The sequence below is a fragment of the Kitasatospora sp. NPDC048407 genome, assembly GCF_043200475.1.
Taxonomy (GTDB): Bacteria; Actinomycetota; Actinomycetes; order Streptomycetales; family Streptomycetaceae; genus Kitasatospora.
This window is the reverse complement of sequence record NZ_JBICXW010000021.1, coordinates 1-26,569: the sequence shown is the minus strand read 5'-3', so window position 1 is coordinate 26,569 and position 26,569 is coordinate 1. Positions and strand designations below refer to the sequence as shown.

General features: G+C 70.4%; 29 protein-coding genes. 14 read left to right on the top strand and 15 right to left on the bottom strand.

The genetic code is table 11. The features are described 5' to 3' along the window. Positions 1 to 64: 64 nt before the first annotated feature. Positions 65 to 907, bottom strand: coding sequence for an undecaprenyl-diphosphate phosphatase (locus ACGFWJ_RS29445; protein WP_392955116.1), 843 nt, complete (start codon positions 905 to 907; stop codon positions 65 to 67). A gap of 298 nt (positions 908 to 1,205) precedes the next feature. On the opposite strand from ACGFWJ_RS29445, the gene ACGFWJ_RS29440 reads away from it, so the two are divergent. After that, entirely contained in the window at positions 1,206 to 2,447 is a 1,242-nt protein-coding gene (locus ACGFWJ_RS29440) for an acyl-CoA thioesterase/bile acid-CoA:amino acid N-acyltransferase family protein (protein ID WP_392954980.1), read from the top strand. A gap of 11 nt (positions 2,448 to 2,458) precedes the next feature. Here ACGFWJ_RS29440 and ACGFWJ_RS29435 read toward each other — a convergent pair whose 3' ends face one another. Further along, positions 2,459 to 3,040: a GNAT family N-acetyltransferase gene (locus ACGFWJ_RS29435; RefSeq protein WP_392954978.1), complete on the bottom strand. Its 582-nt coding sequence runs from the start codon at positions 3,038 to 3,040 to the stop codon at positions 2,459 to 2,461. 243 nt (positions 3,041 to 3,283) lie between these two features. On the opposite strand from ACGFWJ_RS29435, the gene ACGFWJ_RS29430 reads away from it, so the two are divergent. The 3 genes from ACGFWJ_RS29430 to ACGFWJ_RS29420 all read left to right on the top strand — a co-directional run bounded on the left by ACGFWJ_RS29430 (position 3,284) and on the right by ACGFWJ_RS29420 (position 6,492). Next, positions 3,284 to 3,688, top strand: a complete 405-nt coding sequence (locus ACGFWJ_RS29430; protein ID WP_387648434.1) for a RidA family protein — start codon at positions 3,284 to 3,286, stop codon at positions 3,686 to 3,688. A 689-nt stretch (positions 3,689 to 4,377) separates the two neighbouring features. Continuing rightward, positions 4,378 to 5,181, top strand: a complete 804-nt coding sequence (locus ACGFWJ_RS29425) for a hypothetical protein (protein ID WP_392954976.1) — start codon at positions 4,378 to 4,380, stop codon at positions 5,179 to 5,181. 174 nt (positions 5,182 to 5,355) lie between these two features. After that, positions 5,356 to 6,492, top strand: a complete 1,137-nt coding sequence (locus tag ACGFWJ_RS29420) for an FUSC family protein (RefSeq protein ID WP_392954974.1) — start codon at positions 5,356 to 5,358, stop codon at positions 6,490 to 6,492. Positions 6,493 to 6,513: 21 nt separating this feature from the next. Here ACGFWJ_RS29420 and ACGFWJ_RS29415 read toward each other — a convergent pair whose 3' ends face one another. The 7 genes from ACGFWJ_RS29415 to ACGFWJ_RS29385 all read right to left on the bottom strand — a co-directional run bounded on the left by ACGFWJ_RS29415 (position 6,514) and on the right by ACGFWJ_RS29385 (position 13,705). Further along, positions 6,514 to 7,494 carry a DMT family transporter gene (locus ACGFWJ_RS29415; RefSeq protein ID WP_392954973.1) on the bottom strand — a complete coding sequence of 327 codons (981 nt, stop codon included), beginning with the start codon at positions 7,492 to 7,494 and terminating at the stop codon, positions 6,514 to 6,516. After that, the gene (locus tag ACGFWJ_RS29410) at positions 7,481 to 8,950 is read right to left on the bottom strand and encodes a pyridoxal phosphate-dependent decarboxylase family protein (RefSeq protein ID WP_392954971.1); all 1,470 of its coding nucleotides are present in this window, start codon (positions 8,948 to 8,950) and stop codon (positions 7,481 to 7,483) included. Before ACGFWJ_RS29410 ends, ACGFWJ_RS29415 begins: the two co-directional genes overlap by 14 nt. Continuing rightward, positions 8,950 to 10,707: an NAD(P)/FAD-dependent oxidoreductase gene (locus ACGFWJ_RS29405; protein WP_392954970.1), complete on the bottom strand. Its 1,758-nt coding sequence runs from the start codon at positions 10,705 to 10,707 to the stop codon at positions 8,950 to 8,952. The genes ACGFWJ_RS29410 and ACGFWJ_RS29405 overlap by 1 nt, the downstream gene beginning before the upstream one ends. Continuing rightward, positions 10,704 to 11,336, bottom strand: a complete 633-nt coding sequence (locus ACGFWJ_RS29400; RefSeq protein WP_392954968.1) for a GNAT family N-acetyltransferase — start codon at positions 11,334 to 11,336, stop codon at positions 10,704 to 10,706. The genes ACGFWJ_RS29405 and ACGFWJ_RS29400 overlap by 4 nt, the downstream gene beginning before the upstream one ends. A 43-nt stretch (positions 11,337 to 11,379) precedes the next feature. Further along, entirely contained in the window at positions 11,380 to 12,102 is a 723-nt protein-coding gene (locus ACGFWJ_RS29395; RefSeq protein ID WP_392954966.1) for a gamma-glutamyl-gamma-aminobutyrate hydrolase family protein, read from the bottom strand. A 267-nt stretch (positions 12,103 to 12,369) separates the two neighbouring features. Further along, positions 12,370 to 12,831: an SRPBCC family protein gene (locus ACGFWJ_RS29390; RefSeq protein WP_392954964.1), complete on the bottom strand. Its 462-nt coding sequence runs from the start codon at positions 12,829 to 12,831 to the stop codon at positions 12,370 to 12,372. 490 nt (positions 12,832 to 13,321) lie between these two features. Continuing rightward, entirely contained in the window at positions 13,322 to 13,705 is a 384-nt protein-coding gene (locus ACGFWJ_RS29385) for a MerR family transcriptional regulator (protein WP_392954962.1), read from the bottom strand. Between the two features lie 138 nt (positions 13,706 to 13,843). Between ACGFWJ_RS29385 and ACGFWJ_RS29380 the strand changes: the two genes are divergently transcribed. The 3 genes from ACGFWJ_RS29380 to ACGFWJ_RS29370 are packed head-to-tail and all read left to right on the top strand — an operon-like array spanning position 13,844 to position 15,676. Continuing rightward, on the top strand, positions 13,844 to 14,509 hold the full coding sequence (locus tag ACGFWJ_RS29380) for a class II aldolase/adducin family protein (protein WP_392954960.1): 666 nt from the start codon (positions 13,844 to 13,846) through the stop codon (positions 14,507 to 14,509). Continuing rightward, the gene (locus ACGFWJ_RS29375; RefSeq protein WP_392954958.1) at positions 14,506 to 14,940 is read left to right on the top strand and encodes a carboxymuconolactone decarboxylase family protein; all 435 of its coding nucleotides are present in this window, start codon (positions 14,506 to 14,508) and stop codon (positions 14,938 to 14,940) included. Before ACGFWJ_RS29380 ends, ACGFWJ_RS29375 begins: the two co-directional genes overlap by 4 nt. Positions 14,941 to 14,974: 34 nt before the next feature. Next, positions 14,975 to 15,676, top strand: coding sequence for a B3/4 domain-containing protein (locus ACGFWJ_RS29370; RefSeq protein ID WP_392954956.1), 702 nt, complete (start codon positions 14,975 to 14,977; stop codon positions 15,674 to 15,676). 17 nt (positions 15,677 to 15,693) lie between these two features. On the opposite strand, the gene ACGFWJ_RS29365 is transcribed toward ACGFWJ_RS29370, so the two are convergent. From ACGFWJ_RS29365 to ACGFWJ_RS29355, 3 genes are all read right to left on the bottom strand, one after another. Further along, positions 15,694 to 16,713: a DNA gyrase subunit B gene (locus tag ACGFWJ_RS29365; RefSeq protein ID WP_392954954.1), complete on the bottom strand. Its 1,020-nt coding sequence runs from the start codon at positions 16,711 to 16,713 to the stop codon at positions 15,694 to 15,696. 242 nt (positions 16,714 to 16,955) lie between these two features. Further along, complete coding sequence (locus tag ACGFWJ_RS29360; protein WP_387648392.1) at positions 16,956 to 17,732, bottom strand: LamB/YcsF family protein; 777 nt, start codon at positions 17,730 to 17,732, stop codon at positions 16,956 to 16,958. 239 nt (positions 17,733 to 17,971) lie between these two features. Next, positions 17,972 to 18,433 (bottom strand): MarR family winged helix-turn-helix transcriptional regulator, encoded by a 462-nt coding sequence (locus tag ACGFWJ_RS29355; protein WP_392954952.1) that lies wholly within the window; start codon positions 18,431 to 18,433, stop codon positions 17,972 to 17,974. A 125-nt stretch (positions 18,434 to 18,558) separates the two neighbouring features. Here ACGFWJ_RS29355 and ACGFWJ_RS29350 point away from each other — a divergent pair, with 125 nt between their 5' ends. Then, complete coding sequence (locus ACGFWJ_RS29350; RefSeq protein ID WP_392954950.1) at positions 18,559 to 19,995, top strand: MFS transporter; 1,437 nt, start codon at positions 18,559 to 18,561, stop codon at positions 19,993 to 19,995. A gap of 432 nt (positions 19,996 to 20,427) precedes the next feature. On the opposite strand, the gene ACGFWJ_RS29345 is transcribed toward ACGFWJ_RS29350, so the two are convergent. Then, on the bottom strand, positions 20,428 to 21,549 hold the full coding sequence (locus ACGFWJ_RS29345; RefSeq protein WP_392955114.1) for a Scr1 family TA system antitoxin-like transcriptional regulator: 1,122 nt from the start codon (positions 21,547 to 21,549) through the stop codon (positions 20,428 to 20,430). 82 nt (positions 21,550 to 21,631) lie between these two features. Here ACGFWJ_RS29345 and ACGFWJ_RS29340 point away from each other — a divergent pair, with 82 nt between their 5' ends. The 5 genes from ACGFWJ_RS29340 to ACGFWJ_RS29320 all read left to right on the top strand — a co-directional run bounded on the left by ACGFWJ_RS29340 (position 21,632) and on the right by ACGFWJ_RS29320 (position 24,939). Further along, a complete protein-coding gene (locus ACGFWJ_RS29340; RefSeq protein WP_392954948.1) occupies positions 21,632 to 21,991 on the top strand; it encodes a hypothetical protein in 360 nt (119 codons plus the stop codon). Positions 21,992 to 22,468: 477 nt separating this feature from the next. After that, positions 22,469 to 22,600: a hypothetical protein gene (locus tag ACGFWJ_RS29335; protein WP_392954946.1), complete on the top strand. Its 132-nt coding sequence runs from the start codon at positions 22,469 to 22,471 to the stop codon at positions 22,598 to 22,600. Then, positions 22,597 to 22,950, top strand: coding sequence for a hypothetical protein (locus ACGFWJ_RS29330; protein WP_392954944.1), 354 nt, complete (start codon positions 22,597 to 22,599; stop codon positions 22,948 to 22,950). The genes ACGFWJ_RS29335 and ACGFWJ_RS29330 overlap by 4 nt, the downstream gene beginning before the upstream one ends. Positions 22,951 to 23,033: 83 nt before the next feature. Further along, complete coding sequence (locus ACGFWJ_RS29325; protein ID WP_392954942.1) at positions 23,034 to 24,098, top strand: DUF2804 domain-containing protein; 1,065 nt, start codon at positions 23,034 to 23,036, stop codon at positions 24,096 to 24,098. Positions 24,099 to 24,159: 61 nt separating this feature from the next. Continuing rightward, on the top strand, positions 24,160 to 24,939 hold the full coding sequence (locus tag ACGFWJ_RS29320) for a maleylpyruvate isomerase family mycothiol-dependent enzyme (protein ID WP_387648380.1): 780 nt from the start codon (positions 24,160 to 24,162) through the stop codon (positions 24,937 to 24,939). A 177-nt stretch (positions 24,940 to 25,116) separates the two neighbouring features. Here ACGFWJ_RS29320 and ACGFWJ_RS29315 read toward each other — a convergent pair whose 3' ends face one another. After that, positions 25,117 to 25,485 (bottom strand): VOC family protein, encoded by a 369-nt coding sequence (locus ACGFWJ_RS29315; RefSeq protein WP_392954940.1) that lies wholly within the window; start codon positions 25,483 to 25,485, stop codon positions 25,117 to 25,119. Positions 25,486 to 25,616: 131 nt separating this feature from the next. Here ACGFWJ_RS29315 and ACGFWJ_RS29310 point away from each other — a divergent pair, with 131 nt between their 5' ends. Then, the gene (locus ACGFWJ_RS29310) at positions 25,617 to 26,435 is read left to right on the top strand and encodes a helix-turn-helix domain-containing protein (protein WP_392954938.1); all 819 of its coding nucleotides are present in this window, start codon (positions 25,617 to 25,619) and stop codon (positions 26,433 to 26,435) included. Here the strand turns inward: ACGFWJ_RS29310 and ACGFWJ_RS29305 are convergent. Continuing rightward, positions 26,432 to 26,563 carry a hypothetical protein gene (locus ACGFWJ_RS29305; protein WP_392955112.1) on the bottom strand — a complete coding sequence of 44 codons (132 nt, stop codon included), beginning with the start codon at positions 26,561 to 26,563 and terminating at the stop codon, positions 26,432 to 26,434. The two genes, ACGFWJ_RS29310 and ACGFWJ_RS29305, sit on opposite strands and share 4 nt — an antisense overlap. Between the last annotated feature and the right edge of the window lie 6 nt (positions 26,564 to 26,569).

The window sequence follows — 26,569 nt, the reverse complement described above, 5'->3', positions numbered from 1 at the left end:
CGCACGAAAAAGGGGCGGGCCGCCCGGTCGTTCCGGGGCCCGCCCCTTCCGGGGTGGTGGCAGGTCAGTGCATCGCGCCCGCGTCCGGGGCGAGGACGCCCGCGGTGACCAGGCCGATGATGGTGATGCCGAGCAGGACGCGGTAGATCACGAACGGCATGAAGCTGTTGTGCGAGATGTACTTCAGGAACCAGGAGATCGCCGCGTAGCCGACCGCGAAGGCGATCACGGTGGCCAGAATGGTCGGCCCCCAGGCAGGTGCCGGGCCCTCGCCGATCTTGAAGAGTTCGAGCGTGCCGGAGGCCAGCACCGCCGGGATGGCCAGCAGGAACGAGTACCGGGCGGCGGCCTCGCGGCTGTAGCCGAGGAACAGACCGGCGCTGATCGTGCCGCCCGAGCGGGAGACGCCCGGGATCAGCGCCAGCGACTGCGCGGCGCCGTACATCAGCGCGTGCGGGAAGGTCAGCGAGCTGATCGGGCGGGCGTTGCGGACCGCGCGCGAGCGGTCGGCGACGGCGAGGATCAGACCGAACACGATCAGCGTGGTGCCGATCAGCCGCAGGTCGCGCAGCGTGGTCTCGATGGTGTCCTGGAACAGCTTGCCGATGATGCCGATCGGCAGCGTGCCGACGATCACGTACCAGCCGAGCTTCGCGTTCTGGTCCCGCCGCCACTCGGCCCGGAACAGCGACAGCGTCCACGCCTTGATGATCGCGCCGATGTCGCGGCGGAAGTAGATCAGCACCGCGGACTCGGTACCCAACTGCGTCACCGCCGTGAACGCCGCGCCCGGGTCGTCCCAGCCCGCGAGGGCCGAGAACACCCGCAGGTGCGCGCTGGAGGAGACCGGCAGGAACTCGGTCAGACCCTGTACGAGACCGAGCACGGCCCCGTGGAACCAGTCGATCACCGGACAAACCCCGCGGATATCGATCGGTGGTTCAGCATGGCGTCAGTCCTGTTCGCTCGTGAGATGGCCCGGCGGCGGCTCGGGGGCTCGGACCGGTGTGGCCCGGACAATAGGGGCTCCAGGTGTCGCGGACCTTTCCTCCGGGTGTCCGGAGGGGTTCGACGCTCAGAGGGTGAGGACGGGCGGGCGGCCGTCGTGGTGCCCAACCTCCGGGTGCGGAAGCGGAGTTCGAGGCCGGCGCATTTGATGGGGACTCATGCCGGGGGCAGAATGCTCCGAAACACGGGGGGATCGGATGGTCTGGACAACGCGCCGCAGCCTGGGCATCGCCCTGGCCGCGCTGCTGCTCACCGGCTCGACCGGCTGCACGCCGAAGCGGACGGGAACGCACCGTCTGGCCATTCTCTTCGACGACCGGAGAGCGCTCGCGGACCGGCCCGTGCGGCTGGTGGTGGCCGGAATGTCGTCGGGCCAGGTGGTGACCGTCACCGCGGAGGCCGAGGACCAGGCCGGCATCGGCTGGCGGTCCACCGCCGTCTACCTTGCCGACGGCCGGGGCGAGGTCCACCTCGAGGGCGACGCGCCCATCAGGGGCTCCTACCACCATGCCGACGGGATGGGCCTGTTCTGGTCGATGCTGCCGACCAACGGCAGCGCCAACACCGTGTTCAGCCCGCCGCCACCCGCCGCCGACGACGCGGCCGCCCTCCCGGTCCGGATCACCGCCGTCGCCGACGACGGAGCCACCGGCGAATTCACCGTGCTCCGCCGCTGGACCGCCGACGGCGTCACCCGCACCGAACTGAACCCCGCCACCGACCACGTGGCCGGCACCCTCTACCTGCCGCCCGCCGGAACGCCCGCCAAATCCCCCGTCCTGCTGCTCGGCGGCTCCGAGGGCGGCAACTCGGGCGTCGCCGCCGCCGCGCTGCTCGCCTCGCACGGCCACCCCGCGCTGGCCGTTGCCTACTTCGGCCTGCCCGGACTGCCGGACACCCTGCAGAACATCCCCGTCGAGTACGCCGTCGGCGCCGCCCGGCTGCTGGCCGAGCGGACCGGCAGCCGCGACATCACGGTGGAGGGCAACTCGCGCGGCAGCGAGCTCGCGCTGCTGGTGGCCGGCCAACTGCCCGACTTGGTACGGCGGGTGATGGTGTACGCGCCGTCCGCCGAGGTCAACGCCGGGCTGCCGGACGGGGCGGCCTGGACGCTGAACGGGGCGCCCGTTCCGGCCGGCCCGATCGCGCTGGACCGGACCCCCGCGTCCATCCTGGCCGTTGCCGGCGAGCGCGACCGGCTCTGGCCGTCGCCCCGGTGGGCGCTCCAACTCGGCACCCCGACCGCCGCCGCGCCGAACCGGCAGGCCGTGCTCCACGCCGGTGCCGGACACGCGGTCGCCGGCATCCCGTACCTGCCCACCGGGAGCACCGTGGCCCCCGTCGTCGGTTCGCCGATCGACCTCGGGGGCGACGCTGCCGCGAACCAGGCTGCGCACATGCAGGCCTGGCCGAACTTCCTGGCGTTCCTGGACTCCTGACGCCCGCCCGGTCAGGCCGGGTGGCTCGCCGCCCAGTCGGTGCGGGTCAGCTCGTAGACCACGTCGCCGTGCTCGCTGCCCGGGATCGGGTCCGGCCAGTCCTCGAAGAAGGTGCGGACGTGGCGCAGTCCGGCCCGCTCAAGTACCCGCCGGGAGGCGGAGTTCACCGCCATGGTGGTGCCCACCACCCGTTCCGCCTTCAGCTCGGTGAACGCTGCGCGCACCAGGGCGACGGCTGCCTCCGTCGCGTACCCCCGGCCCCAGGCGGCGGGCAGCAGGCGGTAGCCGATCTCCAGTCCGCCGGACGGGCCGGTCTCCAGCCCCACCGAGTGGGCCGGGCGCAGGGCCGCCCAGCCGAGGAAGCTCTCCGTGCCGGTGGCCAGCGCCCAGCAGCCGAGGCCGGCCGGCAGTCGGTCGTACTCGTCGAGCACCGCCGGGAGCACCTCCTCGGCGACCTGCGCTGCGGGCATCGGACGGCCGTCCTCCAGGTGCCGCATCACCTCCGGGTCGCCGCACAGCGCCGTGACGGCGGGGAGGTCGGCGGGGGAGAGGCGACGGAGGGTCAGTCGGTCGGTGCGCAGGCGGATGTCCATCGGGCGAGCAGATCACTCGGGCGCGGGCGCGGCAAGCGCTTTTCCGGGTGCGGGCGGGAACAGTCCGGATGGTTCCGCTCATCACACCAGCGACCGAAGGGGCCCAACGCAGCCAATTTTGTGCGCACGAAGAACACTTCGAAGGCACTTCCGGACAATCGTCGTTTACACGAACCCGTAAATTCTTCGCGTAAGGACCTATCCGCAGCCAGCGGCCCACAAGTTGTATCAAGGGAGTGAGTCATGAGTACTCAGGTGAAGGCATTCGGGTTCGGCATGCCGTGGGAATCGTTGTACGGATACAGCCAGGCCACTCAGGTCGGTGACACGGTTTATGTGTCGGGGCAGCTGTCCCATGACCGTCACGGCACTTTCGTGGGTGCCGACGACTTCGAACTGCAGGTCCGCACCACGCTGGAGAACCTGGACCTGGTACTGAAGCAGTTCGGGGCCGAGCGCAGCCAGATAGTAGAGACCACGGTTCTGGTGCGGAACCTGCGCGAGAACTTCGACACGACAGCACGCCTCCACGCCGAGTACTTCGGGGAGCACCGCCCCACCAGCACGGTCATGGGCGTTTCCGACTTGGCGCTGCCGGACCAACTCGTCGAGATCGGCGCGCTCGTGCGTCTCGATGTGAAGCCGTAGGTGAGGACTCCGGCTCGATTCATTCAGTGGGCTCTTGTCATCCTGACTGCTGAACACGAATGAGTGATGTCGGGGAGCGGTGAGCGTGGCGCCCCGGCTCGAAGGCGACTTCGCAACTCGCTGCATGGCGACCGGGGTGTGGAACCCCTCATGAGTTCGAATCTCGTATCCTCCGCCTTCGCCCGCCAGGGCAAACGAAAGGCCCCGACTCAGTGGTCGGGGCCTTCTTCGTGTTCCGGGCTCAGCTCGCGTTGGCGTGCTCGGGTTCGCCCATGGCCTGCAGCCTTCGTGCCCGCTTGGCCGCGGGGATGGTGAAGGCTGCTGTCGCCGACTGGTGGCTCCCGCAGCCGGACCGCAACGCACTGCGAGCCACCAGCTGAGCAGGAGTGCCTGAATGACTCGGCCTGCGACGGGCCGTTCGCCGCCGACCGTCGTCGGATTCGTCCAGCGCCTTCTGGAGTTCGGTGAGGCGGTGGCGGATGCGCAGGGCGTCCGGCCGGGGAATCCTGAGCGTGTCCCGCTGGGCATGTGCGGTGAACGGCGTGATGTGACACCCATTGGGATCACGCGTGGTGAGAACGGAGCAGGGTCGCCAGCTCCTCCAGGGAGACGAGGGCAGCGTCGGCGGCGCACGGTTCCGGGTCAGGGTGAGGGAGAAGAGCGATGAGGCGAACGGGCAGGTCGTCGTGATGACCGGGGGACAGAAGGCCGGTCGGGGTCGGGGCCGCGGTGCCGCGCTGACGTTCGTGGAGCACGTGGGCCCGAACGGGGTGCTCGTCCGCCGGGGATCGCGGCGCCACCGCAAGCACCAGGAGCCGGCCGCCGGATCGACGTGGTGGGCGCCCGCGGCGCGCGGATGGTGGATCGCCGTCCTGTTCGCCGTCGGGTCGCTGCTGTTCGCGGTCGGCTCGATCCCGGGGTACGCCAATGCGTTCGGGTCGTCGCGCGGCGACGCGATCACCTACTTCGTCGGTTCGCTGTTCTTCACCACGGCTTCGTTCCTCTGTTACCGGGAGGCAGTCGACGCCTCGTTACCGGCGCAGAATCCTCGCCGCCGACGTTTCTTCGTCGTCCAGCCCGGCCGGATCGACTGGTGGGCCACCGCGGTCCAACTTCTCGGGACCGTCTACTTCAACGTCAGCACCGCACTCGCCATGGCCGACAACCTCTCCGCGCAGGCGGCACACCGGCATGTGTGGCGGCCCGACGCGATCGGCTCGGTCTGCTTCCTGGTGGCCAGCGCGCTCGCCTGGTACGAGGCCTGCCACGGGTGGCTGGCCTGGCGCCCCCGAACCTGGGCCTGGTGGATCACGCTGGTCAATCTGATCGGTTCCATCGCGTTCGGAGTCTCCGCCGTGGCCGGCTGGGTCAGCCCGGTGACCGGCCAGGTTCACAACCTCGACCGGGCGAACACGCAGACACTGATCGGCGCGGTGTGCTTCTTGATCGGCGCGGTGCTGCTGTTGCCCGAGCGCACCGAGGAAGCCGCCTGAGTGTCCGTACCCGCCTCAGGGTTGAACCATCTGGGGGCGCACGAGTAACAGCGCCGGGTGAACAGGCCCTCGTCACGGACGGCCCGGCGGGCCGCCGCACGGCAACGCCGAGAGGATCGAACAATGCGCCTGAAGTGACGTGAACGGTGAAATGCCGCGAGAGAGAGGGTGTCCATGACCGGTACCAGCAGTCGAGCCGGACAGCCGGCCCGCCGGAGGATCACGAGTGGGCTCTCGAAAGTGTTCGCACTCAACCCGGCGGGCCTGAACTGGCCGCGGGCGGTGATGTTCCTCGATGTCGCGCTGGTGCCGCTGGTCGTCTTCTGGGCGATCGGGCACGAGCAGTACTTGCTCAGCGCGGTTTTCGGCCTGTTGTTCGCAGCGCTGGACGACCCGGGCGGCAGCTACCGGAGCCGGGTGTCGCACATCGCCGTCTTCGCCCTGCTCGGTGCGGGGGTGACCGCGCTCGGGTTCGGCATCGGCGGGGACGCCTGGGGCTGGCTGGTGCTCGCGGCCTTCGTGGTCACCCTCGTGGCCGGCCTGGCGGTCGCGTACGGGACGCGAAGGTTCGTCACCGCCATGCTCCTCAACCTCTGGTTCATCGTCACCCTCGGCGCCGCCTCCAGCTTCCATCAGCACGCGCGCATCACCAGCTACACCTGGGCCCAGACGGTTGCCTGGGCAGGTGGCTCGGCGTTGTGGATCGTCGTCACGTTCGCCGGATGGTTGATTCAGGGACGCGTGGACAGGCCCCAGCCGGTGACGGAACTCCCGGGCGACACCTCGCGCCGGAAACTGACCCGGCCGCTGATCATGTTCGCGGTGATCCGCGCCCTGGCCATCGCCGGCACTGTCGCGCTCGCCTTCGGGCTGGACCTGTCGCACGGCTACTGGATGCCGATCGCTGCCATGGTCGCGATGAAGCCGAATCTGGAGCAGGCCACGCTGGTCTCTGCGCAGCGGCTGACCGGCGCGTTGATCGGCGCGGTCGCGGCTGCGCTGCTGCTGTTGATTCCCACCAGCGAGCACGGGCTGCGATTCTTCGCCGTCCTACGCGGACTCGAAGTGGTCGCACTCGTACTGCTGGTGCACGGCGCGGCGATTCGCTTCTGGAACTACGCGCTCTACTGCGCGGCCATCGCCGCGGGCGTTCTCGTTCTGGTGGACCTCCCGCAGCCCTCCGACTACGCCGCCGAGGGCTACCGGGTGCTGTGGACGTTCTGCGGCGTCGGAATCAGCCTGCTCGTCATGCTGCTCGCGGGCCTGCTGGCCAAACGCACCCACAGAGCGACGTCCCGGTCGGCCGGTTGACGGGCGGCCGGGCGTGAAGGATCAAGGCGACTCGGCCGCCCTGAGCACAGGTGGTGGTGCGGCCGCCGCGCGGTTGAACAGGTAGGCGCAGAGGAAGACGCCGGTCACGACCAGCAGGGCGCCGGTGAGTTCGTAGAAGCCGGGCAGGCGGTGCTGCCACAGGAGGTTGAACACCACGCCGAAGACGGCCTCCATTCCGATGATCGGGCCCATGATCGTCGTGGGCAGGCGTTTCGTTGCCGCGCTCCAGAACCAGGTGGCGCACCAGGAGCCGAGGAGCGCCAGTGCGGCGCACCAGCCCAGGTACGGCCAGAAGGTGCCGGGGTCGGCGAATGGCGAGGGGCCGCTGCCGGATCGGGCCAGCGGGATCAGGAGGGTGGATCCGCAGAACGCGCCGAGGCCGATGCTGGCGGTCCACACCGCGTTGTCGACGGGCACCTTGGCGCGCTTGAGGATGATTCCGTTGACGATGACGAAGTAGGCCCAGGCCAGGCAGGCCGCGAAGCCGAGGGCGATCCCGATCAGGATGTGGTTCGCGGAGCCGTCGGCCCGGTCGGCCGCGGAGCCGCGGTCGACCAGGAGCAGACCGCCGGAGACGATGAGGGTCGGCAGCAGGAGCCGTCGCCAACTCAGCACCTTCTCGAAGACGTTGGAGGCCAGGGCGACCATCGCGGGGATCAGGCCCGTCAGGGTGGACGCGAGGACTCCGCCGCCGATCGTGGCGGACAGGGACAGCAGCAGGTAGAAGCCGATGTATCCGACCACGCCCAGGTGCATGGCCTTCAGGAAGCTCCGCGCCCCCATCCTCCGTGCCTTGCCGAGGTTGAGCGCCAGGACGGCCATCGACATCAGGCCGAAGACCGCGTACCTGCCCACCACCAGGTAGTAGATGTTGACCGGGGCGATGGCGGCGGGCCCGAGGAAGGTGAATCCCCACAGGGCGGTCGCGGCCAGTGCCGCCGGGAGGCCGATCGAGTAGTTGGGTGCCTTAACGGGAATCACCTGCGGGGGCCTTCGGCGGACGGTCGGTGAGCTGGTCGCCGATCGCCTGGATCCGGTCGACCAGGAATTCGATGTCGGCCACTGTCGTCCTGTGGTTGTTGTTGGCGACTCGGATGACGAACTTCCCGTCGATGACGGTGTGCGAGGGCATCGCCAAGCCACCGACCTGGAGCTGTGACAGTATCTCCCGGTTGACCCGGTCGAGTTGGTCCGCCTCGGCGTCCGGCCAGACGTAGCGCAGGCAGGCGATGTTCAGCAGGCTGCGGGAGACGACCTCCAGACTGCTTGAGGCGTCGGCCAGTTGGGTCAGGTGGGAGATCTGTGCGATGTTGCCCGAGATCGCGTCGGCAAAGGCGTCGAGGCCGTGTGTCCTGAGCGCGAACCAGACCTTCAGTGCCCGGAAACGCCTGGACTGCTCGATGCTCCGGTCGGAGAACGCGACTTCGTACGCCGCGGGGCCGCGGTCGGTCCGGCTGATGTAGTCCGCGTTCGAGCTGAAGGCCGCTTCGAGGCCGTCCGGCCGGTTGACCAGGACGCAGCTGACGTCGAACGGCAGATAGAGCCACTTGTGGAGATCGAAGACGAGCGAGTCCGCCTGGTTCAGGCATGCCAGCAGCCGTCGGTGGGTCGGCAGCAGATAGGCGAACGCGCCGAAGGCGCCGTCGAGATGGAGCCAGAGCCCCTCCTCGCGCGTGACGGCCACCAACTCTTCCAGGGGGTCGATGGCACCGGTGTTGACGGTGCCGACGTTTCCGACCACGCACAGCGGATGGAACCCCGCCTCGCGGTCGCGCCGGATCGCGTCGCGCAGCGCGGCCGGGTCGATCCTGAAGTCCCGGTCGACCGGAATCTGGCGGAAGAACTCCCGTCCGATTCCCAGGAGTTCGGCCGCCTTCTCGAACGAGTGGTGCGTCTCGACGGATCCGTAGACGGTGAGCTGCGGACCGCCGAGGTTGCCGTGGCGACGGATGTCCCAACTCCCGCCGGCCTGGCGCGCGGCGGCGAGGGCGATGATCTGACCCATCGAACAGCCGCTGGTCAGCACCCCGGAGGCTTCGGCGGGCCAGTCGAAGGCCTGCTTGAGCCATTCGATCACCTGCCGCTCGACCAGCATCGCCGCGTTCTCGCCCGAACCGAGCGTGCAGTTGATGACGGAGGCGAGCAGATCGGCGTAGGCGGCGATGGGCACGCCGGAGCCGTTGGCCCAGCCCCAGAAGCGCGGATGGATGTTGCCGCGCGGATACGGCAGGATCGACTCGCAGAACTCCTCGTACACGGTGGCCATCGGCGTACCGCTGCGCGGCAGTTCGGTGTCGAGGGCCGTGCGGACCTTGTCGGGGACGGGCTGCCAGACCGGGCGGTCACGGACGCCCTCGAGGTAGTCGGCCATGTCGTCGATCATCCGCTTGCCGAGGTCCCGGAACTCCTGCCAGTCGGCGGGATCGAGGTTGCCCATCAGTGGTTTCCTCCCTCGATGAAGGCAGTGAAGCGTTCCGGGTGGTAGAGCGCGTGCATCGGGTGCGGCTCGCCGCGGAGCGAGGCGAGGACGGCGCGGCCGATCGCGGGCGCCTGGGCGAAACCGCCGGTGTTGTGGCCGCCGTTGATGATGAACAGGCGCTCGTTCACCGTGGTTTCGGCGTGGTAGAGGCCCAGTGAGGTCGCGGTCCAGGGGCGGACGCAGAACTTGAAAGCGTAGTTCTCGGCCGGGTCGGAGGATTCAGGCAGTTCGGCCCGGTCGGGGAACAGCCGCTCGATGGTGTCGCGGATGCCCTCCCGCATCGCCGCGAGCTGCCGTTCGTCGATGCCGTCCGTCGTGGTGCCGACGTACCCGTAGCCGGAGCCGACGATCAGGATCTCCTGGCCGTCGCTGTCCACGGCGACCGTGACGTTGGCGTCCTCGGTCACGTGTCCCTTGCGGGCGACCTTGAGCGAGTGCGTCAGGTCGATGCCCTTGTTGCTGATCCGGATCCAACCGCCCAGCACACCGTGGATCCGCCCCTCGCACGGAGATCCGGCGAGCAATTCCTGTCCCTCGAATCCCGGCGAGGCCACGACGTGTGCGGTCTCGGGAACGGGTCGGTCGCAGGTGAATCCGGTGAGCCTCCCGGCGTCGTCCCGCCGTACGCCGCGGACCGGGGTGTCCCAGTGGAAGACGGCGCCCCGGGCTTCGAGCTGCGCGATGATCTTCCCGGCGAACTTGTGGACGTTCACCGTGAATCCGGGTACCAGCAGGCCACCGGCCAGCTCCCCGTCCTGGACGGGCCGGGCCAGACCGGGAAAGTCACGGGCGACCTCGGCAGGCGTCAACTCGCGGCGCACGGCGCCGATCCGGCGGTGGCGGGCCAGCGCGGCCTCGAGCCCGCGCGGGTCGGAGTAGAGCCGCAGGATGTCCTCGGCGAACACCGCGTCCTCGAAGAGGTCGGGGTGGTCGCCGCGTAACCGGTTCCAGCCGTGGAAGGCCTCCGCGGTGAAGGCGAAGATGTCCTCGTTGTAGGCCCGCGCGAGCCAGGCGGGAACGCGCTGGAACTCCTCGATCCAGGCCCGTTCCGAACTCGGCAGGGCGGAGCCGCTCTTGGCCAGCCAGCCGTTCTCGGTGACCGGTGCCCGGAACCAGGACGGGGCGCTGCCGTGGAAGTCCTGGTTGTTGTAGCTGTCCATCTCGGTGAAGGTGAACATCCGGGCATCGTCGCCCGCGTGGGTGCAGCCGTACTGCCGCCAGTCCTTGCTTCCGGGTGACGGGGACTTGTCGAGCACGGTGACGTGGTAGCCGTTGTCGGTCAGCTCCAGCGCGGTGACCAGGTTGACGATCCCGGCGCCGATCAGGACGACCTCACGGTTCTGCGGATCGCCGCCGACGGAAGGCCGGCCGAGGGCGAACTGCTGCTCGCAGCGTCGCAGAGCCGTGGCCAGGGCGTCCAAGTCGGTGTCGTTCTGCTGGAATTCGGTGATGCCGGGCAGCCGGGTCGCTCCCGGTATGCCGATCACATAGGAGAGGAACTTGGGGCCGGGAACGGACTCCGACCACAGGCGCAGTGCCGAGTCATCGGGCCGTCGAGGTGTGATCAGGGCATCGGCACCGTGCTGGATGGCGCAGTCGACCACCCGTTCGTCCGACGCGAGCGACAACTCCGGTGCGTGGACGATGTTTCCGGACTTCAGGAAGTCCGAACCCTCGAGCCCTGAAGTGACTGTGGCCATCAGGACCTTGGTCACGAGAAGAACCTTTCGTCGTTGGAGGGAAGAGACCACTTCTGCATGACAAGTCGGGGCCCGGAGTCGTCGATCGTGATGCCGGTGCCGATCCACCCGTCCTGGAAGGCGAGTTCCAGCTCTGTGGTGGACGCCAGCGCGACGGCCTGTGCCGGACCGGCGGCCTCGGGCCAGCCGGCCGGAGTGGACCGGTAGAACAGGAACCTGAGTTTTCCGCCGAACTTCTCCACCAGCCGGATCGGCCGGAAGCCCGTCTCGATCAGCGAACGGATCCCGTGCGGGTTGCGCGGTGAGCTGGTGGCGAAGAGATGGCGGACGTCGGTGGCCACCAGATCGGCCAGGGCCCGGGTGTTCAGCAGCCGGGCCAGTCGGTGTCCGCGCCAGTCGGGCAGGACGGCGATGGTGTCCCAGTGCGCGACCCGGTCGTACTCGGTGGCCGGGAGCGCGGTGTCCTTGGCGAGGTTGAACTCGCGATCACGCGGAAAATAGACCATCCGGTACGCGACCGTTTCGCCGTCGTGGGAGACGCCGTAGCAATGGCCGCCGTCCGCGAGGCAGTAGGAGATGAACTCCTCCGTACTGGGCTGGAAGATCGTCTGGTCGGCCAGGCCCGCGCGGATGCGTTCCTGCATATCGAGGATGAGCCCGAGATCCCCGGGGCCGAGCCGGTGGACCTCAAACATTCCGGCGCCCCGCAGCGGAGACGAAGGCGGAGATCAACGGGTCCGCACCGCCGGCCGGGTCCGGTGCCGCGGGCAGCTCCGGATGCCAGAGCACGCCCACCACCCAGCTGTCGCCCGTGAACTCGATGGCCTCGACGAGCGAGTCGTCGGAATGCGCGGTCGCCCGCCACCGCGGATCGGCCCGCTCGGGCATCGCCAGCCCTTGATGGTGGTAGGAGGTGACCAGCAGGGAGCGCTCCCCGTACGCCCGCGCCACCTCACCGTCGGCGACGAGCTCGACCCGGTGCCGCGAGGATTCGGAGACCGAGAGCCGGTGGGAGACGCTGCCGTCGGTCTCGTCGGGGATGTGCGGGATCAGCCGGTTCCCGGCCGCGACATGGAGGACCTGGCAGCCGCGGCAGATCCCGAGCGTCGGCATCCCGGCGTCGAGGGCCAACTCGACCAGCCGGAGCTCGAACACGTCGCGCTCGGGGTGGTAGTCGTACCCCTCCTGCCGGGGCGTTCCGGCAGCGTGGGCGGGATCGATGTCCTCGCCGCCGGTGAGCAGCAGACCGTCCAGCGCGGACAGGATCGGCTCGCACAGCTTCTCGTCGCCGAACGGGATGATGATCGGTACACCGCCTGCGCGCGCGACCTGTTCGACGTATGCCTGGTGGACAGCGTGGCTCTGTACCGACCTGCGTAAGCGCGCGGTGATGCCGATTCTGGGTCGCACGACCCGCCCCCATGAGCTCGCATAAATGACTGAACACGGTCACGAGGGATGCTAGCTGACGCCGACTCGGCCGCACCAGATCAACCGGACGGCTCCCGGTGCCGGCCGCGCATCCCGCCCGGGACGTCCGGGACGTCCGGGACGTCCGGGACGTCCGGGACGTCCGGGACGTCCGGGACGTCCAGCGGGAGGGTGCTCAACCCGCCGTCCGGCCCGACGCGACGAAGCAGCGCAGTGCGCTCGGTGACGTCTGCGGCTCCGCCCGGTTCAGCTGCCGCCGCCCAGTCGCCGGGCCAGCACCCGGCCGCGTTCGGCCTGCACTGCTCCGGCCTTCCCGGCCGCGTAGCGGAGCAGGCCGAACGGGGCGTGCAGCCGCAGTCGATCGAGCACCAGGGAGCCGTCGGCGCCTCGGGCGGTGACGGCGAAGCGGTAGTCCATCCGCACACCACCCGGGCTGACCACCTCGCCGCTGACCGTCGCCTCGTCCGGCAGCCCGGCGTCGTCGGTGCGCAGGGTGACCCGGATGACGTTGTCGTGCTGGATCAGTCCGAGGAACCGGAAGCGTTCAACGGCCACGTAGTGCGTGACCCCGTCCTCGTGCTGCACGTCCCGCACGTCCACGAGCAGAGGGGAGAGCCCGATGTAGTTCTCGGGATCCGCCAGATGGGCAAGCACGGCGGCGGGCGGCGCCGCGATGTCGTAGCTGTGGCTCAGTTCGGTGCTGGGCACGTCCACCCCCGTCCGGTCCGGGTCCGATGTTTCCGAGTCCGGCTCGTGGACCGGGAACGATCGGGCTCGGCAGTGTGCGACGCAGGTTGCTACAGACGTCGCGGCGGTCTCCACAGGGAGCACCCGCCCCACGATCATCCTCGACCGTGTACGCGACACGCCAGTTGCCGTCCGGAGGCACCGCCCCGGGACAAGCCAACGGGCCGACGGCGGGCGCGCGTTCATTGGTGAGCCCTGATGTCAGGGCTTGGTGCCGACCGCTCCCGGCAGGGTGACCATGAGCTCGACCGCCGCGTGGTCGGTGAGTCCTTGGGTTCTCCGACGGGCCGCCGGGGACGGAGGATGCGATTCCGGCGCTCGCCGCCAAGTACGGGCTCCGGTTCGGGCGGCCCGACTGGCTGCCCGACGTCATCTCGCGCTTCGGCCTGACGCCGCCGCCCGGCGTCTGACTCGTTCCGGCGTCGCCGAGCGGGGTGCCGTCGATCGGGCGTCAGTCGGAGTGGCTCCAGGTCGCCATCTGGTCCCGGAAGGTCGGGCAACTGACGATGTCCGACTGGCCGCACTGGAGGGCATGGGTCAGGAGTTGGTGGGCGTGGTCGAGATCGATCATGCGCTGTTCGATCTCGGCGACCTTGGCGCGGATCATCGCCTGCCGCCGCGGCTGGTCCTGCTGGAACTCTCTGACCTCGGCCAGGCTCAGGCCGGCTTGCTGGAACTTGCGCAGCAGCATGATTCGCTCTGCGGCCTGTGGCGGATAGCGTCGCTGCCCGCTCTGGCGTTCGGGTGCTGGCAGCAGGCCGTGGCGTTCCCAGAACCGGATGGCCGACGCGGGGACATCGGTGATCTCGGCAAGTTGACCGATCGTCATGCGCATGCTCCGCCGATCCTCTCTCTCCGCCGTCGCGCTGGTCCGGCGCTTGACTTGAACCTTAGTTCAAGTCGCAGAGTGGGCGGCACGTGCAGCGGTGGCGAACCGGCCACCGCCGAAAGGGAATTGGGAGATGGGAGAGAGATGGCACACGCGGCAGAGGTGAAGGACCGGGCTCACCAGCTCATTGAGGCTGCTCGACAGCTCTTTGTGGCGGGGGTGATGTCGTACTCCGGGCACGCCAACCTGAGCGTCAGGCTCGACGCCGACCGCTTTCTGCTGACCCCCGGCTTCGTCCGCGACCTGGAGCCCCACCAGCTGGCGACCGTCGGTCTCGACGGGCAGGTCCTGGAGGGAGAACTGCGGTCCGTCAGCGCCGAGATCATCACCATGCACAGCGTCGTCTACCGCGCTCGTCCGCAGGTGGGCGCGATCATCCACACCCACTCGCCCGCCGCGACGGCCTTCGCGGTGGCCCACCGGCCGCTGCCGTGCCGCACCGAACCGATGCTGCGCTTCGGACAGCCCGAGGACGTACCGGTGGTGCCCTGGGGGCCGCGCGGGTCGGACGTGTCGGTCCGGGGTATTGCCGAGGTCCTGGAACGGCGGCCGACGACAGCCGCAGTCCTGCTGGCCAACCACGGGCTGCTGGTGTTCGGCCCGGACGCGGTGGCGGCCGGCCACCTTGTGGTGGCGATCGAGGAGAGCGCACAGGCCGAGATCGCCGCGGCGGCGATCGGCGGGGCCGTGGACTTCCCCGCGGGCGCCCTGGAGGCTGTCCGGGCCTCGATCGCACGGGTCTCGTCATGACCGACCACACCTTCGCCGAACGTTCCGAAGCCCTGCGGGCTCGTTACCGCACGACGCTCGGAGCCGTCCCGCGCGCAGTGGAGGACCGTCTGCGGGTGGCCCAGGCCTTCGGCCGGCTAACGACGGAGGAGGCGTTCACGACCCTGCGCCACATCGTCCTGGCCGAGAGCCCACTCGGCGGTCGTGTGCAACAGCTGGTCCACTTCGGGCAGTTGCTGGCTCTCGGCCGACCCGAACCGGCCCGGATCCACGCCCGGGGAGCACTCCACGCGGGCGCCGGAATCGCCGACCTCATCGGAGTCGCCGAGACCGCGCTCATCACCTCGGGCACGCCGGCCTACGCGCTCGGTATCGAGATCGTCGTCGAACTCTTGCAGGAGGAGGGCGAGGGCGAGGGCGAGGGCGGCCAGGTCGTGCCGGGCCCCGTCTGATTTGCTGGTACCTCTCTGAACGGAGCACCACCACATGACACTTGTGCACCTGCACCCCGCCGTCGCCGAGGCCTTTCCCGGCGCTCGGATCGCGCTCATCACCGCGCGCGGCATTCGTGGGACGGAGCCGTGGCCCGGCACCGTCGCTGCGCTGGAGAGGTTGGAGGGTGAACTCGCCGGTGGCGACTGGCAGCCGGCCGGTGAGGGGGATGCGCGGATCGACGTCTGGCATGCCGCGTACCGGGCGTTCGGGACCAATCCGCGGCGGATTCGGCCGAGTGTGGATGCGCTGGGGCGGCGGATGGCCAAGCAGGGGGTGCTGCCTCGGATCAACCCCGCCGTGGACTCGTACAACGTGGTGTCCGTCCGGCACGGGCTGCCGGCGGGGGCGTTCGACCTGGCGGCGGTGGAGGGCGAGGTGGTGATCGGATTCGCCGACGGGAGCGAGGAGTTCACGCCGCTCGGGGAGCCGGAGACGGTGGAGCGACCGAAGGCCGGTGAGGTGATCTACCGGGATGCGGCGGGCGTGCTCACGCGCCACTGGAACCACCGCGACGCGCACCGGACCCGGGTCACGGAGCACGCGGTCGACGCGGTGTTCATGCTGGAGACGCTGCAGCCGGACGGGGAGCAGTTGGTGCTGGCGGCAGAGGAGTTGGAGGAGCTGCTGGCGGCGCACAGTGCGGCGGTGACGGTGCGGTACCTCGACCCGGGGGTGGCCCGGGTCGAGGTCTGAGGCGCCGGCAGGTGGCGTCAGCGGGCGGTCAAGGCGGCTGCCCGCTCCGGGTGTTGGTCCCGCCAGGTCTCCAGGGCGTGCTGGACGGCCTCGGCGACGCAGGTTCGGACCGGGGTGTTGCCGAGGACGTCGCGGCAGGCGCCTTCGAACTCGGGTGTGTCCAGCTTCACCGAGATGATCGCCGTCAGCCGGGCGTCGGCGCCGAGTACGGCCGTCACGGCGTCGCGGAAGCCCTCCAGGTGGGTGCCGCCGTGGGTGCGACGGGAGTTGGCGAACTGCGCGATCCGTGGTTCGCCGTCGCCGGCCGGGGCGAGGGCGATCTCCATCGACCCGCCCATGCGGTCGTCCTCGCGTTCGAAGACGATCGCCTCGGCCGGGTCGGCGCCGAGGTGGGCGAGGAACTCCCGGGCGCCGTCCGGGGCGTGGAAGCGTTCGGTGTGCGGTGCGTCGCCGCGTTCGTCGGTCAGGACCAGGTCCAAGGTGCGGTTCAGTGCGGCGAGTTCGCGAAAGTACTCGGCCACGGTGGAGCGGTCGAAGACGGCTGTCGTGAAGATCTCCGGGTCGGGCCGGAAGGTGATCGTCGTGCCGGTGCCGTCCGCCGGTTCGGTCGGGTGGGGCGGGGTGATCGGCTTGCCGCGGGAGTACTCCTGGCGGGCCGTCACCCCGTCGCGCCGCTCCTCCGCGACCAGCCGGTCGGACAGTGCGTTGACCACGAAGAGGCCGAGGTCGAACCGGCTGACCACGCGGCGATCGCTCCGGTACCTGCTGATCGTCTGCATGACCGTCAACTGCGCGTCGAGGGAGCGTTCGTACGTGCCGTCGTGGGTGACCCGCACGCTTCCGTCGGCCAGCAGGACGACCTCCACCCGGCCGGCGCGTCCGAGTAGCACTTCGTCCACGGCCGACTCGGCCACCTCGTACAGCAGGTGGTGAAGGCCCCGTTCGCCGGTCGAGCCGATGTACATTCCGGGCCGTTTCCGGACGGCCTCCACGCCCTCCAGCACCACGATCTGACTGGCGTCGTACGCATGCGTCACGGTGTCCCCTCCGATGTGCTCAGGCAGTGCCCCAACCCTAGGGGAAATCCGGGAAAACACCAGGTCAGGGGTGGTGTGGCGAAGGCTCGCAAGCGGCGCTGGAGGGGGGTTCGGCGGGCCCCGCCGCCACGGTCGCGGGTGGGGGCGGGAGGGGCGTGCGGGTGTCGCGGAGGGCGGGGAAGGGGTGTTCTCGGGCGGGCGCGGCGCGGCGAATTCGAGAATTTCTCGGCGGCGCCGGGCCGTCAGGTGAAGGCCTCCACCCGGACGCCTGCCGTGGCGAGCGCGCCCCTTACCCGCCAGGCGAGTTGTGCGGCGCCGGGGGTGTCGCCGTGGACGCAGAGCGAGCGGGCCTGGACGGCGATGGGCTCGCCGCCGACGGCGGTGACGGTGCCGTCGCGGGCGATGCCGACGGCGCGGGAGATGACGGCCTCAGGGTCGTGGACGACGGCGTCGGGGTCGCGGCGCGGGACGAGGGTGCCGGCCCAGGTGTAGGCGCGGTCGGCGAACGCCTCGGTGACGACGGGGAGGCCCACGCCCTCGGCGACGGCCAGCAGGCGGGAGCCGGGCAGGCCGAGCAGCGGCAGCGGGCCGTCGCAGATCGCGCCGGAGCGCAGGACGCCCGAAACCACCGCCTCCGCCTGCTCGTTGTCGTGGACGACCCGGTTGTAGAGGGCGCCGTGCGGCTTGACGTACGACACCCGGGAGCCGGCGGCGCGGGCGAACACCTGGAGGGCGCCGATCTGGTACGCGATCTCGTCGGCGAGTTCCTCCGGCGGGACGTCCATCGCGCGGCGGCCGAACCCGGCGAGGTCGCGGTAGGAGACCTGGGCGCCGATCCGCACCCCGCGTTCGGCGGCCAGGGCGCAGACCCGGCGCATGGTGGACGGGTCACCGGCGTGGAAGCCGCAGGCGACGTTGGCGCTGGTGACCACGGACAGCAGGGCCTCGTCGTCGGTGAGGCTCCAGCGGCCGAAGCCCTCGCCGAGGTCCGCATTGAGATCGATCGCCGTTTCGGCCACTTCGCCTCGTCCGCCCTTTCCCGCACGGTCCGACCCGGGGCCCCGGGTGTCCGCTCCTGGGGGTGATCGTAGGGCCTGACCGTTTCGGCGGTGGTGGCTGCCGGGCGTCGGGTGACAGGTTTTACCCGGCAGTTCCCGGGCCGTGCCGCGCTCGCCACCCACTCGGGTGCAACGCGGTCGGGGGAGCGTTCGGCGGCGCGAATTGACGCCGGGCTGGCAGAACGAACAGGGCCGGAGCGTCAGTCGCGCGGCCAGGGGCGGCCCTGGATCTTCTCGATGTCGCGGTTGAAGCGCTCCAGTACCTCGGCGAACCCGGCGAGGTCCTCGGTCGTCCACTCGTCGACCACCTTGGCCAGCCCTCGGATGGTCCAGTCGCGGTCGCGGTGGAGGCGGCGCAGCCCCTCCTCGGTGATGCGCAGTTTGCGGGCCATCCCGCCGTCCGGGTCGGGGATCCGGTCGACCAGGCCGGCCCGCAGCATGGCGGCGGTCTGCCGGTTGACGGTGGAGGTGTCCAGCCCGAACGCCTCGGCGAGTTGGCCGATGGTGAGCGGGCCCTCGGTCTCGATCCGGCTGAGCAGGGTGTACGCGCTGCGGTCGAGGCTTTCGGGGCTGCCGGAGGTGCGGGCGGTGGCGAGCACCTGGTGGCGGGCGAGCAGCATCATTTCCCGCTCGATCAGGGCGAGTTCCTTGGTGTGCGGCATGCTCCTCCGTCCGGTGCGTCGCTTTTCGGCAGCATATCCCGCGAGGGTCTTATGTGTATGGTACACATGATGTGCATCATGCATATGAAGCTAGTCGGAGAAACCGAAGAGATGAGAAGAACCCCATGAGTCAGGCACGCACCGGCCCCGTCGTCGGAGTGCTCGCCGGCGCGGGCATCGTGGTCTCGCTGATGCAGACCCTGGTCGTCCCGCTGATCCCCCAACTGCCGGACCTGCTCCACACCTCCGCCGCCAACGCGTCCTGGGCGATCACCGCCACCCTGCTGGCCGGTGCCGTCGCCACCCCGGTGCTCGGCCGACTCGGCGACATGTACGGTAAGCGCAAGGTGCTGCTGATCAGCCTCACCCTGCTCGTCATCGGCTCGCTGATCTGCGGCTTCAGCAACGCGCTCGCGCCGATGGTGATCGGCCGCGCCCTGCAGGGCATCGGCGCCGGCGTCATCCCGCTCGGCATCAGCATCATGCGCGACGAACTGCCGCCGCAGAAGCTCGGCTCGTCCATGGCGCTGATGAGCTCCTCGCTCGGCATCGGCGGCGCGTTCGGCCTGCCGCTGTCCGCCGTCATCGCCCAGCACGCCAGCTGGCACGCCCTGTTCTGGATCTCCGCCGCGCTCGGCGTGCTGATCGCCGGCGCCGTCGTCGCGCTCGTCCCCGAATCCCCGGTGCGCTCCGGCGGACGCTTCGACGTGGTCGGCGCGATCGGCCTCGCCATCGGCCTGGTCGCCCTGCTGCTCGCCGTCTCCAAGGGCAGCGACTGGGGCTGGGCGTCCGGCACCACCCTCGGCATGTTCGCCGTCGCGGCCGTCGTGCTCCCCGTCTGGGGCTGGTGGGAACTGCGCACCGAACAGCCGCTGGTCGACCTGCGCACCAGCGCCCGCCGCCAGGTGCTGATGACCAACCTCGCCTCCGTGGTGATCGGCTTCGCGATGTACGCGATGAGCCTGGTCTCCCCGCAGCTGCTCCAGCTGCCCACCAGCACCGGCTACGGCCTCGGCCAGTCGATGGTCGCCGCCGGCCTGTGGATGGCGCCCGCCGGCCTGGTGATGATGCTGCTGTCGCCGATCTCCGCGAAGCTCTCGCGGGCCAAGGGGCCCAAGGTCTCGCTGCTGGTCGGCGCCGTGATCATCACCGCGGGTTACCTCGCCGCGCTCGGACTGATGGGCCACGCCTGGGGCGTCCTGGTGTTCTCCTGCCTGATCAGCGGCGGCATCGCGTTCGCGTACGCGGCCATGCCCGCGCTGATCATGGGGGCCGTGCCGGCCTCGGAGACCGCCGCCGCGAACGGGCTCAACGCGCTGATGCGGTCGATCGGTACGTCCACGTCGTCCGCCGTCATCGGTGTGGTGCTGGCGCACATGACGACCAACTTCCACGGGCGCACGCTGCCGTCGGAGGGTGGCTTCCGGACCGCGTTCCTGATCGGCGCCGGGGCGGCCGTGCTGGCTGCGCTGGTCACCCTCGCCATCCCGGGCATGCGCAAGGCGGCGACGCTGAGGGCCGTACCTGCGGAGCCGGCCGTCGCGGAGGGTGCCACGAAGTAGGCGCGAAGCGCGACAGGCGTACGCTCCGTCCGCAAGGCCGTGATCGGGTGCAGGTCACTGCCCTGCGTCGCGGCCTTGCGATTGGGCGGAGCTTCTCGACGCCTCTGGAAACCCCAAACCCCGCCGCCCGGAATCCTGAGCTGCGGGGCTTCGTGGCGCGCGGGCGGTCACAGGTTGCCGAAGTGGCCGGTCCTGACGGCGTCGATGAAGGACGACCAGGTGTCGGCCGGGAAGACCAGGGCGGGGCCCTTTGCTGTTTCTGGGATCTTCCCGGCGTGCTGATCGACTGCGCAGCGGGTTTCCGGCGCCAGGCCCCCGATGCCAACGGCCGGGCGCGCCACGGGAGTTGCTCGCAATCGCCGCATCGGGAAAGCGAAGCCCCCGGCGAGCTTGTCGGGGGCTCAACTGCGGTGTGGGTTCGACAAGTTGGTGTCAGGCGATTCCGAACTTCCCGCTTCCCGCCGCTTCAGCGAAAGCAGCCCAGGCAGTGGGGGAGACCGTGAGGACGGGCCCGTTCGGGTCCTTGCTGTCCCGGACGAGAACCACGCCGTGCGACTCTGCCAGGTTGATGGCGGGTTGGACGCAGTCCCCGCCGTTGCTGTCGCTGTATGACGCGCTCTTGAAGTAGGCGAGGTGTCGAAGCGATGGAGCGCCAGTTCGCTGCATGGGATTGACCAGTCCTTCCATGACGCTACGGATCAGGGCGGCCGAGTCGGCAACGGAGAGTGCACTGCCGCGAAGCCGATCATAGGCCCGTGAGAAGCGGTTGATTTCCCTGGGATCGGTGGTGAAGTGCCCGCTGTTCAGGCTCTCCGAGTAGAGGTGTCGCTCGCCGTCCGACATGGTGAGGAGCGTGAACGACGAAGCGGCCGGAGTGCGTTCTCCGAGTTCGAGCGGAGCAATCTGAACGACAATGTTCGGGCGGCGCATCAGGTGCCGGAGATGTGCGAGCTGCCGGTGCATCACCTGTGGCCCGCCGACTGTCCTGCGGATCGCGGCCTCGTCCAGGATCATCACCAGGCGTGGCCCGTCATCGGCGAGGAACCGTTCTTGACGGGTCAGTCGCGCCGCCACCTTCTCCGCTATGACGGCGGGGTCGGGATCGACTTCCCCGCGCCGGAACAGGGCCTCCGCGTAGTCGCGGTGCTGGCCCGGACCTGGGACCAGCGCAATCGAGTACTTCAGCACTTCCACCGCCAGGCGTTCCCGTCCGGCGTACACCCGGAACCACTTGGGATGGATCTCTCCCTCCTGGTACCAGCTCACCCGGTGGTACGCGTCGATCAACAGGCGGTCGGCGCCGAGCAGCTGGCTGAGTCGCTCAACCATGTCGATGCTCGGTACGCGCTCGCCCTTCTCGAAGCGGGATACGAGTGACGCGTCACAGTTCACCTTCCGCGACAACTCCGCGATGCTCAGGCCGGCCTTGGCGCGGAAGTGCTCCAGGAGCCATCCGAAGCCGGCTTGGGTCATGTTGGGCTGGGGCGTGCTGGTGCTGCGCTCGAATGCCCGTCTGGCCAACTCGCTTCTCTTCCTCTGCTCCTGACAGTGCATCACTGTCACGGGTCCCACCCTGTTCACCGTACCTGTTCCTGTCGATGCTGGTTACACACCGACGACAGGACGGAGACAGGCGGTGACCATCATGCATACCTACAGGCTCGCGCTTGTTCCCAACCTGGCGATGCGGGAGCTGCGAGGCGACCTCTCGCCGAGGGAGTTCGCCACGAGGATTCGCAGGGCCGGTCGGGAGATCGGCGAGCAGGTGTCGTGCGACGCGCGCTACGTCGGGCGGGTGGAGGCCGGTGAGATCCGCTGTCCCTACTACGTCTACCGGCGGGTGTTCCGGCACATGTGGCCGGACAGGTCGCTGGCGGACCTCGGGTTCGTCCCGCGCGGGGCGGCTCGCCGCCGTCCGCCGATGAAGCCGGAGCCGGAGCCTCCTGTGACCCGGCCCCCTGTACAGCCCGCCCCAGCGCCCGCGCCACGGAGCTGAGGCGGGCGACCAGCCCACCCGATGAGTCGCCCGGGTGCCCGTCGCCGACCACTCCCGGTGCGCAGCGATGGGGCCGCTCACCCGGCTCGCTCCCGGGTGGGCGGCTGTGGAACGGTCGGCTGTCCGCGTGGTGCCCGTCCGTGCTGAGGGGCACGGGGCGACATGGCAGGAGCGGGCAGCCGACCGGCGCCGGTGGCTTCACACCATGGTGGTCACACCTGGCGCGAGCCCCGCCGCCGCGCGCCGGCCCGTGATGGCCGCGAACACCCGCGCGGCGTGATTGAACGGAAAGCTGCTCAGATGACGCATGACCCGAAGAGTGTCGAAGACCGCCGCTCGAAGAGTGTCCGTGACCGCGCGAGGTGGATCTCGGACGCGCTGCACAAGTTGTTCGGACGTCCCGCGCTCACCCTGGCGGTCAGGGGCGGGGGCCTCAAGGTCACGATCCGAATAGACCCGTCGGAGATGACGACTGACATGACGATGGCAGTCCTCCGCGTACTCGCCAGCGGCGACGCGTACGGCCACGACAAGGTCCCGCGCCGCAACGGCGTGTGGTCCGAAGTCCGCCCGCCCTCCGAAGAAGAAGCCGAGGTGCCACAGCGTTGAGCCGCCTACCCGTTCCCGTCCCGCACTTCTCGCCCGCCCACCGCGACCTGGTGTGGCGGGCGATCCGGCCCGATCCGGACGGCATCCTGGTCCCAGCCGGCGTGCTCATCGCCGAATCGACGGATGGCGTGGTCCTGACCGTGGCCGACGACCACCGGAACCGCGTGCTCGTGCTCGACCCGGACCACTGGGCCGACCTGTGCGACGCCGTCAAGTCCGGCCTGCTGGACGGGGTGCTCGGGGGCCGCATCATGTGCGAAGACCCGAACCGCCCCCTGAACCCCGCGACGGCGGCGCCCGTGAGCGGCCCTGCCATCAGCACGTCCGCCCTCGGGCTGCTCAGTGCCTGACACCGAGCAACCCGGGGCGCGGTTGCCCCAGTTGGGTGGGTCCGTCCCTGGTCGTGCTCTCACCGCGGCAGTAGGGTGCGCGGATGGTGACCCATGAGCGTGAGATCAAGGAACCCGTCGATCTGTGCCTCCCCGGCGGGGAGCTCAACCCCGGGGCGGTGGGCTGGTCGCGGACCCCGCTGCACCGGGGGAATCTGCGGGGGTGGGGGCGGACCAAGCGGTTCGAGTACTGGTGTGTGACCACGCCGACGCACCTGGTCGCGTTGACCGTCAGCGACCTGGACTTCCTCACGCTGGACGCCGTCCACTTCCTCGCCTGGGACGAGCACGGCGTGCTGGAGGACCACGAACGCACCGCGCTCGCCCCCGGTGTGCCGCTGCGCCGCACGGCCATGCCGGAGGGCATCGCGGGTTCCGGCGGGCCGTACGGGGCGGATCTCACGGTCGGCCCGGAGCGTCCCAGCCGTCGCCAGGTCCGGGTGGCGATCCGCCACGAACCCGGCGGCACGCGGCTGTTGGCTCGGGCGCTCACGGCCGATCTGCGGACGCTCGAGGTGGATCTGCTGGTGGCGATGCCCGACGGCCACGAGACGATGTCGGTGGTCGTTCCCTGGGACGGGAAGCGCTTTCAGTACACCTCGAAGCACACCGCCCGCCCGGCCACCGGCACCGTGCGGCTCGGGGGGCGCACGTACGCGTTCGACGAGGACGCCTGGGGTGTGCTCGACCACGGGCGGGGCCGCTGGCCGCGTTCGCTCGGCTGGAACTGGGGCGCCGCGTCCGGCCGTACGGACGGGCATGTGGTCGGGCTTCAGTTCGGCGGGCAGTGGACGGCGGGGACGGGCTCCACCGAGAACGCGCTGTGCGTGGACGGCCGGCTCAGCAAGATCGGCACCGAACTCGACTGGCAGTACGACCCGGCGGACCTGCTCGCGCCCTGGCGGATCAGCACCCCCGGCAGCGACCAGGTGGAGCTGACCTTCACGCCCTTCCATGACCGGCGGGTCCGCACCGAGGCCGGTCTGCTCGCCAACCGCACCGACCAGTGCTTCGGCCACTACAACGGCAGCATCCGCACCGACGACGGCCAACGAGTCGCGGTGGACGGCCTGTTGGGGTGGGCGGAGGACGTCCGGATGCGCTGGTGACGGCCGCGCCGCCGGGAAAACCACTGTTCGGCGGGCCGGCACGGGTGATAGACAACCGCGCGTGGAAAACAATCCTGACTTCGCCGGTCCCGCCTTCGCCGATGTGCTGCGCCTGATCGACGACCGCTCGGCGGCCTTCCGCGCCGCGATCGCCGCCGCGCCGTCCCTCGACGCGCCGGTGCCCTCCTGCCCGGGGTGGACGCTGCGCGACCTCGTCCAGCACATCGGTGAGGGCCGCCGCGCCTGGGCCGCGACGATCGCGGCCGGGCCGGCGGCCACCGCGAAGCTGGCGCCGCTCGGCGAGGCGACGGCGCCCGAGGAACGCGAGGCACTGGTCGGCTGGCTCGCCGAGTCCACCGAGCTGCTGCTGGACGCGCTGCGCGAGGCCGGCCCCGGCCGGGTCTGCTGGGGCTGGTGGGGCAAGTCGCAGACCCCGCTGACCAGTCGTGCCGTGGCCCGGCGCCAGCTGCACGAGATCACCGTGCACACCTGGGACGCGCAGTTCACCATCGGCGCGGCCGAGCCGCTGCCCGCCGAGGTCGCGGTCGACACGGTGGAGGAGTTCCTCTCCACCGTGTGCACCACGACGGAGGCCTGGCCGCACGAGCCCGCCACCGCCGACTACCACGCCACCGAGGGCCGCTCCTGGCGCAACCAGGTCTCCGCCGACGGCGCCGTGCTCGTGCCCGTCCCGGCGGACGCCACGGGCACCGCCACCGCCGAGGGCCCGGCGAGCGACATGGCGCTCATGCTCTACGGCCGCCTCCCGCTGGAGAGTGTGAAGCTCGGCGGCGAACGCCGGGTCTTCGACCAGCTGGTGGAGTGGGACCCGGAGCGCTGATGCCCGACGGCCCGCCCCCCACGTCACGCGGAGGGCGGGCCGACGGTTGCCGTTAGCCCTTCGACCGGACAGGCCTAGTCGCGGAGGGCGGCCCAGCCCGTGTCCGGGGCGGTGTCGAGCAGGGTCTCGCGGTGGATCGTTGCCATGAACGGGTGCTCCTCGCAGCGGAGTTGGTGGTCAGCTCGCGGCGGGGACCAGGCAGAACGGGTGGCCCTCGGGGTCGGTGAGGACCACCCATTCGCCGTCGCCGGGCTGGAACTCGGGGCGGGCGGCGCCGAGTTCGAGCAGTTCGGTGACGGCGCGGTCGAGGCCGGCGACGGTGAAGTCGAGGTGCAGGTACTTGGCGCCCTCGGGCCATTCCGGGGCGTGGTAGCCCGGGACGTGGACGAAGGCCAGTCCGGGACCGTCGGGGCCGGCCGAGAGGGCGGCGAACTCCGGGCCGTTGTCGGTGAGTTCCCAGCCGGTGGCGTGGCGGTAGAAGGCGGCGAGCGCCATCGGGTCGGCGCAGTCGATCGAGATGGTGGCGAGCTTGGTGAGGGTGGACATCGGGAGACTCCTCGGGGAAGGGACGAAGCCACTGCGGCTCCGGTGACGAGCCTCGCCCACCCCGTCCGTCCGAGTCTTGAAGATCCTTGCGGGCGACGGTCGTTGTCAGTACCGGCGAGTACGGTGCGGCAGTGCTCTCCCTCCAACCCGTCGCGGCCGGGCCCGACTTCGACATCAGCGCCGTCGCCTGCCGCAGCGACCACACCGGGTGGTCGCCGCCCGAGGTGCACGGCGGGCACCGGGTGGTGCTGGTCCGGCGCGGCCGGTTCCGGCGCCGGACCGACGGGACGGGCGCCGACCTCGACCCGAGCCTCGGCTACCTGGGCGTCCCCGGCGAGGAGGAGTCGTTCGCGCACCCGGCGGGCGGCGACGACTGCACGGCGATCAGCGTCACCCCCACGCTCTGGCACGCAACGGCGGGGGAGACCCGCGCGGGCGCGTTCTACGTAGACCCGCCGCTCGACCTCGCGCACCGGCGGGTACTGCTCGCCGCCCGCTCGGGGGACGTCGACTTCGCCGTCACCGAACAGCTGCTCGCCCTGCTGGCGAACGCCGTCACCCGGACGGCGACCGGGCCGGCGCCCTGCACGGACAGCCGGCCGGCCGCCGCGAAGGACCGGGCGCTGGTCGCGGCCGCCCGGGAGGCGATCGCCGCCGACCACCCGGCGTCCGGCACGCTGCTCGGACTGGCCGAGCTGCTCGGCGCGTCCCCGTACCGGCTGAGCCGGGCGTTCCCGCGCGAGCTCGGCGTCACCGTCACCCACTACCGTCACCGGGTCCGCCTGGCCCGCGCGCTCGACCGCCTGGAGGCCGGCGAGACCAGCCTCGGCACCCTCGCCGCCGACCTCGGCTACGCCGACCAGGCACACCTCACCCGCACCGCCCGCCACCACCTCGGCCACACCCCGACCGCGCTGCGCCGCCTGCTGGCGGCGCCGCCCAGCGGTTAGTCCTGGTCGGTGTCGTCCGGGTACAGGGCGATGTGGTCGGCGGCGAGGTCGGCGGCGACCCGGTGTTCCATGCCGAGGGCGGCGAGGAACTTGGCGGGGAGCTGGACGCGGCCGGTGCGGTCGAGCATGACGTA